Source organism: Dankookia rubra (assembly GCF_004355005.1).
Classification (GTDB): domain Bacteria; phylum Pseudomonadota; class Alphaproteobacteria; order Acetobacterales; family Acetobacteraceae; genus Paracraurococcus; species Paracraurococcus ruber_A.
In genome coordinates this window covers 1-10,985 of sequence record NZ_SMSJ01000134.1, presented here as the reverse complement: position 1 = coordinate 10,985, position 10,985 = coordinate 1, and the positions used below count along the sequence as shown (strand labels likewise).

Sequence of the window (10,985 nt, the reverse complement as noted above, 5' to 3'; positions counted from 1 at the left end):
CGCCGCCGCGCCCTCCGTCCCCGCGGCCGAGCCGCCGCCGCCGCCCGCGGCGCCGGCCGGCGGCCCCGGCTGCGTCACCGTGCTGCAGCCCTTCGAGCCGCCGAACGACCGGGCGGAGTGGCTGACCTACCAGGCGCTCTCGGCCCCGCTGCCGCTGCGCCAGGTGCCGCGCGACGCGGCGAAGCGGATCGACGCGCTGGCCGCGGCGGCGCCCGCCTTTGCCGCGCCGCTGAAGGAGATCCGCCGCACCCTGGCGCTGGCGGCGCATGCCGGCCGGCCCTCGCCGCGGATCCGGCCGATCCTGCTGGTCGGCCCGCCCGGCATCGGCAAGACTTGGTTCGCCCGCCGGCTGGCCCAGGCCCTGACGCTGCCCTTCGGCAGCCTCAACCTCGGCGGCGCCACCGATAACCGCTGCCTGCAGGGCACCGCGCGCGGCTGGTCCGCCGCGACCCCGGCCTGGCCGATCGCCGAGATGTCGCGCCTCGCGGCGCCCAACCCGGTGCTCTTCCTCGACGAGATCGAGAAGGCCGGCGGCCAGCGCGAGAGCAACGGCCGCGTCCACGACACGCTGCTGGCGATGATCGAGCCGGAGAGCGCCTCGGGCTGGTTCGACGAGTGCCTGCGCAGCCCGGCCGACCTGCGCAACGTGGTCTGGATCATGGCGGCGAACGAGACGCGGGGGATCCCGGCGCCGCTGCTCTCGCGCCTCGCGGTGCACCATGTCGCGCCGCCGCCGGCCTCGGCCTTCGACGGAACGCTGGCCGGGCTGCTCGCGGGCATCGCCGACGACATCGGCTGCGCCAGGGGCGAGCTGCCGGAGCTCGCGCTGGAAACCCGGCAGGCGCTGAAGCGCAGCTTCGCCGGCCACCGCAACCTGCGCCGGCTGCGGGCGCAGATCGAGGAATGCCTCGGCATTGCCGCCGAGGAGGCGATGCAGTCGTCGCACTGAGGGGGGGGCACCGCCCGGGGGGGCATTGCCAAGGGGGATCGGGCGGGGCCGGCCCGGCGTTCAGCTGGGCCGCCAGCGGCCGAGCCAGGCGTCGTCGTAGCCCAGCACCAGCTCGTCGGCGCAGCCGCGCAGCACCAGGTGGTCGTGCAGGAAGCCGAGCAGCGTCGCCGGCGTGATCCGCAGCGGCGGGTCGGGCCCTCGCAGGGCATGCGCCACCGGGAAGCGCGCCAGCCAGTCTTCCAGCACCGCGCGCGGATTGGCGCTGCGGTTGCACTGCAGGGTCCAGGCATTGAACTCGGCGAAGACCAGCGGGCGGTGCCGGGCGAGCGTCGCGCGGGCGCCGTCCAGCACCTCGGTCTCGAAGCCCTCGACGTCGATCTTAACGAAGTCGAGCCGCGCGAGCCCCTGCCGGGCGACCAGCGCATCCACCGTCTCGACCGGCACCCGGACCTGCGGCAGCGCCGCGGCGCCGAGCGTGTCGGGATCCATCAGGTGCGCGCCGGCGGAATGCCCGGCGGCATGGAAGGCGGCCTCGCCGGGCGCGGCGCCGAGCGCCACCGCCTCGACCGCCACGCGATCCTCGAGCCCGTTCAGCGCCAGGGTGCGGCGCAGCGCCGCGACGGTGCCGGGGGAGGGCTCGGCCGCCAGGATGCGGCCCTGCGGCAGCAGCGGCGCGAGGGCCAGGGCGGACAGGCCGAGATTGGCGCCGACATCCAGCACCGTGCCGTCCGGCGGCAGCACGCTGGCGGCGACCGCGGCCAAGGCCTCCATGCCGGGGAGGTGGTCCTCGGCATGGGCGAAGAAGCTGTCGGCGGCCGGGCCGGCGAGTTGCCAGTCCCGCCCGCCGAGGCGGATGCCGCGCGTCGCCAGGCCGTCGGCCATCCGGCTGCTCCCCGGCGCTAGATGCGGCCCATCACCGCCATGATGATCAGGATCACCACGATGACGCCGAGGATGCCGGACGGGAAGTAGCCCCAGCCGCGGCTATAGGGCCAGGTCGGCAGGGCGCCGAGCAGCACCAGGATCAGGATGACCAGCAGGATTGTCGACATGGCATTCTCCCGCGTACGACATGGTACGGCGGGGAAACGTCGATCCGTCGCGCCGGTTTCCGCGAGGAAGCCGGCGCGACGCAGCCGTTACCGCAGGAATTCCGGCGATATCAGGTTCGGCAGGAATAGCACGACCTGCGGGAAGACGATGATGGCCGCCAGCACCGCCAGCATCGGCAGCAGCATGATGCAGGTATCCTTCAGCGCGTCACCGAGCCGCATCCCCGCGACCGAGCAGGCGATCATCAGGCAGAGCCCGTAGGGCGGCGTCACCAGGCCGAAGGCGAGCGCCACGATGCCGACCATGGCGAAATGCACGGGGTCCATCCCGACGCCCTGGGCCAGCGGCTGCAGGATGGCGCCGACGATGATGATCGCCGGGATGGCATCGAGGAAGCAGCCGACGACCAGGAAGACGCCGGCGATGAAGAAGCCGGTGGCGATCGGCCCCATTCCCCAGGTCGTGACATTGGCCAGCAGCGCCTCCGGGATCTGGTAGAAGGCGAGCAGCCAGCCGAAGGCCGAGGCGGTGCCGACGCAGAAGAGCGCGACGCCGGCCAGCCGCCCGGTCTCGCCCAGCGCATCGACCAGGCCGCGCCAGTTCATCTCCCGGTACACGACGAGGGAGAGGAAGCCGGCATAGAGCACGGCGATGCAGGCCGACTCCGTTGCGGTGAACCAGCCGAAGATCTTGCCGCCGATGATGATCATCGGCGTGGTCAGCGCGGGGACCGAGACGAGGAAGCTGCGGAGGACCTCCCCCATGCTGGCGCGCGGATAGGTCGGGTAGCCCCGCGCCTTCGCGTAGGCGTGCACGGTGCCCATCTGCACCAGGCCGATCAGCAGGCCGGGCACGATGCCCGCGAGGAACAGCGCGCCGATCGAGACGGTCAGCACGCCGCCCCAGACGATCATCAGGATCGAGGGCGGGATGATGACCGCGAGCACCGCCGAGACCGCGGTGATGGCGACGGAGAAGCTGTCGTCGTAGCCCTCCTTCCGCTGCGCCTCGATGAAGATCTTGGACTGGCTGGCGGCGTCCGCCGTGCTGCTGCCGCTGATGCCGGCGAAGAAGATCGACAGCACCACGTTGATCTGCGCGAGGCCGCCGGGGAAGTGGCCGACCAGGGTGCGGGAGAAATGCATCAGGCGGTCGGTGATGCCGCCGATGTTCATCAGGTTGGCGGTCAGCAGGAAAAAGGGCACCGCCAGCAGGATGAAGGAGTTGTAGGCGTTGAAGGTTTCCTGCGCGAGCATCATCGGGCTCAGCCGCGGCTCGATCAGCAGGATCGGCAGGCAGGCGAGGCCGAGCGCCACGGCCACCGGCACGCGCAGCACCAGCAGGGTGAAGAAGACGCCGAACAGGATCTGCGCCGCGGTCCCGGCGGCGAGGAGGTTGCCGCCCATCACGCGCGCCCTCCGCGGATGGTTCCGATGGCGTCCAGCATGCGTTCCGACTGGAACAGCAGCCAGACCACGCCGGCGATCGGCCAGGCCATGTGGATCAGCCAGAGCGGCAGCTCGGCCAATTCGCTGATCCGGTAGATCGCGAATTCGGTGAACTCCCAGCCCCACCAGAGGAAGACGAAGGCGAAGAGCAGGATGAAGCTGCCGGACAGCAACTCGACCATCGCCTCGTGCCGCGGCGAGAGGCGGGGAAAGACGTCGACGGTGAAGTGGGTTCCCTCCCGCACCGCCAGCATGGCGCCGAGCATGACGGCATAGACCAGGCAGAAGCGCGCCATCTCCTCGGTCCAGATATAGGAGGGGATGAAGGACGTGTAGCGCGAGAAGATCTGCAGGCTGACGGGGATGACCAGCACGCCGACCGAGACGATCAGCAGCAGCAGGATGACGCCGGCGAGCGCGCGGTTGACGGCGCGCAGCGCGGCCGGCGCTCCGGGACGGGCAGTTTGCATGGAAGGTCCTGATCGAGGGGCGGAGCGGGGCCGGCCCCGGGCGATGAAGCCAGAAGGGGCGGCCCCGCCGGGGTCACGCGGTCAGCGCGTTGATCTTGTTGAGGATGCCCTCGGCGTCGATTTCCTTCGCATAGGCGGCCATCACCGGGTCGACCAGCTTCTTCATCTCGGCCCGCTGGGTGAACTCGACGCGGCGGAGCTTGCCGCCCTTCTCCAGCGTCTCGACGATCTGGCTGTCGGCGCCCGATTCGGCCTGGCGGTGGAAGGCGCTGGCCTCCTTGCCGGCGCGGCGGATCGCCGCCTGCAGGTCGTTCGGCAGCTTGGCCAGCGTCGCGCCGGAGAAGCAGAGCGGCCGGATGGTGATGGCGTGCTGCGTCATCGCCAGGTCGGGCGCCACTTCGTAGAAGCGCATCTGCTCGACGCCTGCGGCCTCGTTCTCCCCGGCATCGATGACGTTGTTCTGGATGGCGTTGTAGATTTCGTTGTAGGCGATGACGGTCGGTGACATCCCCACGGCCGAGAAGGTGCGCGACCAGATCGGCGCGCCCTGCACGCGCACCTTCAGGCCGCGCATGTCGGCCAGGTTGGTCAGCTTCTTGTTGGCGAAGATGTTGCGGGTGCCGCCGCCGCCATAGCCGATCATCAGCACGCGGGCGCGCTTCTCGACCTCGTCCGCCACCGGCTTGAACAGGTCCTGGTCCAGCACCTGGTTCCAATGCGCCAGGTCGCGGAAGATGAAGGGCGCGTCGACGAAGGGCGCGGCCTTCGAGAAGGTCGACATGTGCGCCGGCGAGACCACGGCGTAGTCCACCGCGCGGCCCTGCGCCATGTACTCGAAATACTGCTTTTCCAAGCCGAGTGATGAGTTCTTGTGCAGCACGAAACTGATCGGCTTGCCCCAGTACTGCTTCACCAGCTCCTCGAACTTGATCAGCGCCCTGGTATAGGGATGCTCGTCGCCGAACTGGGAGGCGCCGTTGAGGGTGATGGCGCCCTGGGCGCGCACCGGGATGGATAGAAGGGCGGGCGCGGCAAGCGCACCGCCCAGCAGGGCCCTGCGGTTCATGCTGTCTCCTTGGACGTTCCAGGCCGGTTGTTGCCGCCGGCGCTGCGCGGCAGATTAGCCGCACTCCCGCGGCGATGGGAACCGGTCGGTTACCCCGACCGTACCGGCCATGTCACGACTGGTTGCGGCGGCGGTGCGGGCGGCCGGGCGTTCACGCCCGCGCCGGATCGCTCTATCCTCCGGCGATGGGCGAGATCGTCAACCTGAACCGCGTGAGGAAGGCCCGGGCCAAGGCGGCTGCCGCCGCGACCGCCGCCGCCAACCGCGCCAAGCATGGCCGCAGCGGCGCCGAGCAGGCCAATGACCGCCGGGCCGAGGCGCGCCGCCAGGCGCTGCTCGACGGCGCCCGGCAGGACGCCGCCCCGGCGGGGCCACTCCCCGGCGCGCTTCCCGGGCCGGACAAGCCCGCCTGACCGGCATCCACCCGACCGGCATCCGCCCGACCGGCGCCCCACGATCCATACGGAGACCCCGATGACCCCCCGCACCCTGCTGCTGGCGCTGCTCGCGCCCTGCCTGCTCGCCGCCTGCGCCAACGAGACGACGATCCCCGAGGCGACGGACGCCGCCGTCGGCCGGGCCGCCGCCACCGCGGCCAGCACGCCGGCCGCGCCCGTCACCGCCTTCGATGGCAGCTACGGCGGCCGCATGACGCTGAACCCGGACCGGACCCGCGCCTGCCCGGCGGCCGCGCAGGAGGACCGCACGATCACCGTCCGCCAGGGCCGCGCCAGCTTCCTGATCGAGCCGGCGGTACGGCACGTGCTGACCGGCGCGGTGGGGGCCAGCGGCGACGTGCGGATGTCGGATTCGCTCGACCGCACCATCGCCACCACCGGCATCTTCGCCAACGACCGCTTCCAGGGCGAGCACCGCAACGGGCTGTGCAGCTACACCGTGCTGATGAACAAGCGCGGCGGCTGACCGCGTCGCGCGCGGCCTCAGCGCGGCCCGGTCTCGGCCGGCGGCGCCCGCCGCTCGATCCAGGCCGAGACCGGGCGCAGCACGACATGGGCGGAGAAGACCAGCACCGTCAGGCCGAGCGCCATGCCGTATTCCTCGAGGCCCGAGGCGGTGCCGACCGCGGCCACCGCCCAGAAGGTGGCGGCGGTCGACAGGCCGCGCACCGTCATGCCGCGGCGCAGGATCACCCCGGCGCCGATGAAGCCGACCCCCGTGGCGATGGCGCCCAGCGCCGCGCCGGGATTGCTGCCGCCATGCAGCACCGCGATGCGGGCGAAGACGCAGGCGGCGGCGGAGACCAGGGCGCAGGAGCGCAGGCCGCCCGGATGCCGCCGCCATTCCCGCTCCGCGCCGATCGCGGCGCCGAGCAGGAAGGCGAGGAGGACGGGCAGGGCGGTCAGCGGGAAGGAACCGGGCATGGCCCAGCCAAGCATCCGCACCCCGCGGTGCGAAGCCCCGGAATGATCATCCGGGCGCCGTCATGCGCCGGCCGGCCGCCCCTTGGCGCGGTGCCTCAGACGTTGAAGCGGAACAGCAGGATGTCGCCGTCGCGGACGACGTATTCCTTGCCCTCGACCCGCATCTTGCCGGCTTCCTTGGCGCCCTGCTCGCCGCCATAGGCGACGTAGTCGTCATAGGCGGTGCATTCGCAGGCGATGAAGCCGCGCTCGAAGTCGCCATGGATGACGCCGGCCGCCTGCGGCGCCTTGGTCCCCCTGGTGATGGTCCAGGCGCGGGCCTCCTTCGGCCCCACGGTGAAGTAGGTCTGCAGGCCGAGCAGCGCGTAGCCGGCGCGGATGACGCGGTCGAGCCCGCCCTCGTGCAGCCCGAGGCTCTCGAGGAAGTCGGGCCGGTCGGCCGGGGCCATCTGGCTGATCTCGGCCTCGATCGCCGCCGAGACGACGACGGCGCTCGCGCCCTCCGCCTTCGCCATGGCGAAGACCTTCTCCGAGAAGGCATTGCCGCTGGCGGCCGAGGCCTCCTCGACGTTGCAGACATAGAGCACCGGCTTCGTCGTCAGCAGCTGCAGCCGCTTGGCGGCCTCCTCGCTGCCCTTCGGCACCGCGGTGCGGGCGGGCCTGCCGGCCTGCAGCGCGGCGACGATCGGATCGATCAGGACAAGCTGCTGGATCGCCTCCTTGTCGCCGTTCTTCGCCCGCTTCTGCAGCCCGGCCTGGCGCTTCTCGAGCCCCTCGAGGTCGGCGAGCATCAGCTCGGTCTCGACCGTCTCGGCATCCCGCACCGGGTCGACGCTGCCCTCGACATGGGTGACGTCGGTGTCCTCGAAGCAGCGCAGGACATGGACGATGGCGTCCACCTCGCGGATATTGGCCAGGAACTGGTTGCCCAAGCCCTCGCCCTTGCTCGCACCGCGCACCAGCCCGGCGATGTCGACGAACTCCAGGCTGGTCGGCACGGTCTTCTGCGACTTGCCGATCTTGGTCAGCATGTCGAGCCGCGGGTCGGGCACGCCGACGCGGCCGACATTCGGCTCGATCGTGCAGAAGGGATAGTTGGCGGCCTGCGCCGCGGCGGTCTCGGTCAGCGCGTTGAAGAGCGTGGACTTCCCCACGTTCGGCAGGCCGACGATGCCGCAGTTGAAACCCAACGGAACCTCCTGAGGTCAGCGGCGCGTGGCGCGCCAGACAATCGAAACGGCGGCCGCCACTGCGGCTTGCGTTCAAAGGCGAACGCCGCACCGCCGTAGCGCCTTGTTCTCGGAGCAGATCAAGGCGTCCGGGCGCGCGCGCCCTCGCGCCATCTGCTCTACCGCGCCCGGCCGTGCGCCGCGGCGATCTCGGCGGCGATGGTCGCGGCGGCGATCCGCGCCGCGCCGTCATCGGTGGCCAGGGACAGCGCCGCCGCCCGCAGCGGCGGGACCAGCGCGGCCGGCAGCACCGCCGCCCGCTTCGCCGCCGCGGCGATCTGCCCGGCCAGCATCGCCGGGTCGCCGCCGGCGCCGATCGCCTCGGCGGCGTCCAGCAGCAGGGCGGCCTTGATCGCCGCCTCGCCGGAGGCCGCCATGGCGCCGCGCTGGCGGCGGATGTCCGACAGCGGCCCGCCGGTCGGGTCGCCCGGCGTCACCGCGGCGGCCTGGCGCAGCGAGGCCGCGACCGAGGCGAAGGCGACGGCCTCCCGCACCAGCGCGGCGGCGAGCGCCGCGGCCCCGTTGGCGATGTCCTCGGGCCCCGGCCCGCCACCCATCCCGGCGGCGAAATCGGCGATGTCCTCGGGCTCCATCGGCATGGCTCCATCAGCGCCGAAGCGTCAGCGCGTCTCCTGGGTCAGCAGGGCGACCCTGGTCATGAATTCCTCGGGCTTCCCCTGGGCCAGCAGCGGCGCCGCATCGGCGACCGCGTCCAGCAGCGGCTCCACCCAGGTGTCCACCTTGGCGAAGTTGCCCAGCACATGGCCATGCACCCGGTCCTTGTGGCCGGGATGGCCGATGCCGAGCCGCACCCGCCAGAACTCCGGGGTGCCGAGCGCCCGCTGCATGTCGCGCAGCCCGTTGTGCCCGGCCGCGCCGCCGCCCCGCTTCACCCGCACCTTGCCGGGGGCGAGGTCGAGCTCGTCGTGGAAGGCGCAGATCCCGTCCGGCGGGATCTTGTGGAAGGCGGCGGCCGGCTGGACGCTGTCGCCCGAGCCGTTCATGTAGGTCTGCGGCTTCAGCGCGAGCACCTTGGCGCCGCCCACCATGCCTTCCGCCACCAGCCCCTTGTGGCGCTGCCGCCAGGGCGAGAAGCCGTGCCGGCGGGCGATCGCGTCGAGCGCCATGAAGCCGATGTTGTGGCGATGCCGCGCCTGGGTGGGCTCGGGATTGCCAAGGCCCACCCAGAGCAGCATCGCCACGTCCCGTGCCGCTTACTTCTTCTTGGCCGGGGCGGCGGGCGCCGCGGCCTTGCCGCCCTTGCCCTTGGCCGGCGGCGGCGCCGCCGCGGCCGGGGCGGGCGCCTCCACCTCCTCGATCACCGTCGGCGGGGCCACGGTGGCGACGACGAAGTCGCGCTCGATCACCGCCCGGGTGCCGAAGTTGGACTTCACCGCCGACCAGCGCAGGCTGTCGCCGATGGTCGCCTCTCCGAGGTCGATCTCGAAGGCGTCCGGCACCTGGTCGGGATTGGCCAGCACCTCGATCTCGCGCCGCACGACGTTCAGCACGCCGCCTTCCTTGATGCCCGGGCAGGTGTCCTCGTTGAGGAAGTGGACCGGCACCCGGACGCGGATGCGCACCCCCGGCGCCAGGCGCTGGAAGTCGACATGCAGGGGACGGTCGGTCACCGGGTGGAACTGGACGTCGCGCATCACGGTGCGGACGGTCTCGCCGCCCTTCAGCGCGACCTCGTAGAGGTGGCTCTGCCAGCCGCCCTTCTGCAACTCCTTCATCACGTCGCGCGGGTCGAGGGAGACGAGGGTCGCCTCCTGCTTCGCGCCGTAGATGACAGCGGGGACAAGCCCCTCACGCCGGGTCGCACGCGCCGCCCCCTTACCGGCCCGCTCGCGCGCCGCGGCCTCGATCCGTACAGTCTGGACCATGGTCGAACTCCGCTTGCTTGGGAAAAGGCCCTGTCGGGGACGGCATGTCCCGGACATGGGCGCGCCGGCCTCCAGGGGTGCCGGCGCGGCGGGGGCATAGCGGATCGGGGCAGCGAGGGCAACGGAAAGCGGCGAACCCGTCCGCGCCGCCGGCGTTGCCGCCCCCAATGCGCCGTCACATGCCCCCGCCGTCCGCGGCGCTCCTCGCCCTCGTCCTGCTGCCCGGTTGCCAGGCGGTGCTGACCGAGACCACCTCGGCGCTGGCCGGCATCACCGGTGCCAGCGTCGCCAGCGGGGTCGGCGCCGACCCGGCGGTGACCACCGGCATCGGCCTCGGCGTCCAGGCGCTGGGCCGGGCCGGGCTGCAATATGCCCAGCGGAAGACCCATGGCGCGGCGCAGGACCGCATCGCCGCCGCCGCCGGCCCCCTGCCGGTCGGCGGCACCGCGGCCTGGAGGACCAGCCACACCATCCCCGTCGAGCCGAACGAGCACGGCCAGGTCGCGGTCAGCCGGGTGATCAGCACCGGGACGCTGGACTGCAAGGAGATCGTCTTCTCGGTCGAGGAAGGGGAGGGGGCGAAGGCCACCCGCGCCTTCTACCTGGCCGCGGTCTGCCGCGACGGGACCGGCTGGAAATGGGCCTCGGCCGAGCCGGCGACCGCGCGCTGGGGCTCCCTGCAGTGAGGCTGCCGGCCGCCCTGCTGGGGTTGGCATTGCTCGGCGGCTGCAGCTCGGCCAGCGACCTGGTCGGCGCGGTGACGGGCACCGCGGCAGCCGCCGGGTCGGGCAATCCGGCGGTCGGCATCGCCATCGGCGTCGGTGCCCGGGCGGTGGCGGACTGGGGGCTGCGCCGGGTTTCCCGCGACTGGCACCGGACCGAGCAGGAGGCGATCGCCGCCGCGGCGGCCGGACTGCCGCCGGGCGAGGCGGGGCCCTGGAAGGTCCGCCACAGCCTGCCCTTCGGCGCGAAGCAGGGCGAGGTCCGGGTGCTCAGGGCGATCGACACGCCGCTCGCGGCCTGCCGCGAGATCGCCTTCTCGGTGGATCAGGACGACCCGGCTTCGCGCGCCTGGTACCTGACCAGCCTTTGCCGCGACGGCACGGGCTGGCGCTGGGCGGCGGCCGAGCCGGCGGTCGGCCGCTGGGGCAGCCTGCAGTAGCGCCCCGCGCCGGGGTGGATCGCCCGCGGCGCGGATCGACGCTTCCGCCCGGCCCGGCCGCGACCGGCCCTAGCGGTCCAGCACCGAGGCATGCACCCAGCCGAAGGGCTGGCTCTCCCCCACCTCAAGCCAGCCGCCCGGCGCCTCGCCGAAGACCCGCAGGGCGGAGGCGCGCGGGACCACCCGCACCACCGCGCCGCCGCCGCCCGGCGCGCTGCGGATATTGACCGGATGCGCCTGGCTGGTGGTCACCTGGCGGCCGCCGGCGGCGGACGGGACGACGACCGGGGGGATGGCGGGGGGCGCCGCCGCGCCGGCCGCGGGTGCCGCGGCCGGCGCG

The 10,985-nt window shown here is 72.7% G+C and carries 16 protein-coding genes; 5 read left to right on the top strand and 11 right to left on the bottom strand.

Annotated elements, in window-relative coordinates; genetic code table 11:
- Positions 1-949: AAA family ATPase (locus tag E2C06_RS33360; RefSeq protein WP_133292878.1), on the top strand; the 949-nt coding region annotated here is incomplete at its 5' end.
- A 60-nt stretch (positions 950-1,009) separates the two neighbouring features.
- On the opposite strand, the gene E2C06_RS33355 is transcribed toward E2C06_RS33360, so the two are convergent.
- The 5 genes from E2C06_RS33355 to E2C06_RS33335 all read right to left on the bottom strand — a co-directional run bounded on the left by E2C06_RS33355 (position 1,010) and on the right by E2C06_RS33335 (position 4,986).
- Positions 1,010-1,831, bottom strand: a complete 822-nt coding sequence (locus tag E2C06_RS33355; protein ID WP_133292877.1) for an FkbM family methyltransferase — start codon at positions 1,829-1,831, stop codon at positions 1,010-1,012.
- 17 nt (positions 1,832-1,848) lie between these two features.
- Complete coding sequence (locus E2C06_RS33350) at positions 1,849-2,001, bottom strand: DUF3309 domain-containing protein (protein ID WP_133292876.1); 153 nt, start codon at positions 1,999-2,001, stop codon at positions 1,849-1,851.
- Between the two features lie 87 nt (positions 2,002-2,088).
- Complete coding sequence (locus E2C06_RS33345) at positions 2,089-3,408, bottom strand: TRAP transporter large permease (RefSeq protein WP_133292875.1); 1,320 nt, start codon at positions 3,406-3,408, stop codon at positions 2,089-2,091.
- Positions 3,408-3,920 carry a TRAP transporter small permease gene (locus tag E2C06_RS33340; protein WP_133292874.1) on the bottom strand — a complete coding sequence of 171 codons (513 nt, stop codon included), beginning with the start codon at positions 3,918-3,920 and terminating at the stop codon, positions 3,408-3,410. Before E2C06_RS33340 ends, E2C06_RS33345 begins: the two co-directional genes overlap by 1 nt.
- Before the next feature lie 73 nt (positions 3,921-3,993).
- The gene (locus E2C06_RS33335; protein ID WP_133292873.1) at positions 3,994-4,986 is read right to left on the bottom strand and encodes a TRAP transporter substrate-binding protein; all 993 of its coding nucleotides are present in this window, start codon (positions 4,984-4,986) and stop codon (positions 3,994-3,996) included.
- Between the two features lie 185 nt (positions 4,987-5,171).
- On the opposite strand from E2C06_RS33335, the gene E2C06_RS33330 reads away from it, so the two are divergent.
- Positions 5,172-5,399 carry a DUF4169 family protein gene (locus E2C06_RS33330; RefSeq protein ID WP_133292872.1) on the top strand — a complete coding sequence of 76 codons (228 nt, stop codon included), beginning with the start codon at positions 5,172-5,174 and terminating at the stop codon, positions 5,397-5,399.
- Positions 5,400-5,460: 61 nt separating this feature from the next.
- Entirely contained in the window at positions 5,461-5,910 is a 450-nt protein-coding gene (locus E2C06_RS33325) for a hypothetical protein (RefSeq protein WP_133292871.1), read from the top strand.
- 17 nt (positions 5,911-5,927) lie between these two features.
- Here the strand turns inward: E2C06_RS33325 and E2C06_RS33320 are convergent, their stop codons facing one another.
- The 5 genes from E2C06_RS33320 to E2C06_RS33300 form a co-directional block, all read right to left on the bottom strand.
- Positions 5,928-6,368 carry an MgtC/SapB family protein gene (locus E2C06_RS33320; RefSeq protein ID WP_165982832.1) on the bottom strand — a complete coding sequence of 147 codons (441 nt, stop codon included), beginning with the start codon at positions 6,366-6,368 and terminating at the stop codon, positions 5,928-5,930.
- A 95-nt stretch (positions 6,369-6,463) separates the two neighbouring features.
- A complete protein-coding gene (gene ychF, locus E2C06_RS33315; protein ID WP_133292869.1) occupies positions 6,464-7,558 on the bottom strand; it encodes a redox-regulated ATPase YchF in 1,095 nt (364 codons plus the stop codon).
- Positions 7,559-7,716: 158 nt separating this feature from the next.
- Positions 7,717-8,196: a hypothetical protein gene (locus E2C06_RS33310; RefSeq protein ID WP_133292868.1), complete on the bottom strand. Its 480-nt coding sequence runs from the start codon at positions 8,194-8,196 to the stop codon at positions 7,717-7,719.
- A gap of 21 nt (positions 8,197-8,217) precedes the next feature.
- Positions 8,218-8,793, bottom strand: a complete 576-nt coding sequence (gene pth, locus E2C06_RS33305) for an aminoacyl-tRNA hydrolase (RefSeq protein ID WP_133292867.1) — start codon at positions 8,791-8,793, stop codon at positions 8,218-8,220.
- A gap of 18 nt (positions 8,794-8,811) precedes the next feature.
- Positions 8,812-9,483, bottom strand: a complete 672-nt coding sequence (locus E2C06_RS33300) for a 50S ribosomal protein L25/general stress protein Ctc (protein WP_133292866.1) — start codon at positions 9,481-9,483, stop codon at positions 8,812-8,814.
- A 179-nt stretch (positions 9,484-9,662) separates the two neighbouring features.
- Between E2C06_RS33300 and E2C06_RS33295 the strand changes: the two genes are divergently transcribed.
- Both E2C06_RS33295 and E2C06_RS33290 read left to right on the top strand, forming a co-directional pair.
- Positions 9,663-10,169: a hypothetical protein gene (locus tag E2C06_RS33295; RefSeq protein ID WP_133292865.1), complete on the top strand. Its 507-nt coding sequence runs from the start codon at positions 9,663-9,665 to the stop codon at positions 10,167-10,169.
- On the top strand, positions 10,166-10,645 hold the full coding sequence (locus tag E2C06_RS33290; RefSeq protein ID WP_206664812.1) for a hypothetical protein: 480 nt from the start codon (positions 10,166-10,168) through the stop codon (positions 10,643-10,645). Before E2C06_RS33295 ends, E2C06_RS33290 begins: the two co-directional genes overlap by 4 nt.
- Before the next feature lie 69 nt (positions 10,646-10,714).
- Here the strand turns inward: E2C06_RS33290 and E2C06_RS33285 are convergent.
- Positions 10,715-10,985: SH3 domain-containing protein (locus E2C06_RS33285; RefSeq protein WP_133292863.1), on the bottom strand; the 271-nt coding region annotated here is incomplete at its 5' end.

Excerpts from the sequence above, each read along its gene's own strand:
- E2C06_RS33340 (WP_133292874.1), bottom strand. The coding sequence starts at position 3,920 with ATGCAAACTGCCCGTCCCGGAGCGCCGGCCGCGCTGCGCGCCGTCAAC.
- E2C06_RS33350 (WP_133292876.1), bottom strand. The coding sequence starts at position 2,001 with ATGTCGACAATCCTGCTGGTCATCCTGATCCTGGTGCTGCTCGGCGCC.
- E2C06_RS33335 (WP_133292873.1), bottom strand. The coding sequence starts at position 4,986 with ATGAACCGCAGGGCCCTGCTGGGCGGTGCGCTTGCCGCGCCCGCCCTT.
- E2C06_RS33325 (WP_133292871.1), top strand. The coding sequence starts at position 5,461 with ATGACCCCCCGCACCCTGCTGCTGGCGCTGCTCGCGCCCTGCCTGCTC.
- E2C06_RS33320 (WP_165982832.1), bottom strand. The coding sequence starts at position 6,368 with ATGCCCGGTTCCTTCCCGCTGACCGCCCTGCCCGTCCTCCTCGCCTTC.
- E2C06_RS33345 (WP_133292875.1), bottom strand. The coding sequence starts at position 3,408 with ATGGGCGGCAACCTCCTCGCCGCCGGGACCGCGGCGCAGATCCTGTTC.
- E2C06_RS33295 (WP_133292865.1), top strand. The coding sequence starts at position 9,663 with ATGCCCCCGCCGTCCGCGGCGCTCCTCGCCCTCGTCCTGCTGCCCGGT.
- E2C06_RS33310 (WP_133292868.1), bottom strand. The coding sequence starts at position 8,196 with ATGCCGATGGAGCCCGAGGACATCGCCGATTTCGCCGCCGGGATGGGT.
- pth (WP_133292867.1), bottom strand. The coding sequence starts at position 8,793 with ATGCTGCTCTGGGTGGGCCTTGGCAATCCCGAGCCCACCCAGGCGCGG.
- E2C06_RS33355 (WP_133292877.1), bottom strand. The coding sequence starts at position 1,831 with ATGGCCGACGGCCTGGCGACGCGCGGCATCCGCCTCGGCGGGCGGGAC.
- E2C06_RS33330 (WP_133292872.1), top strand. The coding sequence starts at position 5,172 with ATGGGCGAGATCGTCAACCTGAACCGCGTGAGGAAGGCCCGGGCCAAG.
- E2C06_RS33300 (WP_133292866.1), bottom strand. The coding sequence starts at position 9,483 with ATGGTCCAGACTGTACGGATCGAGGCCGCGGCGCGCGAGCGGGCCGGT.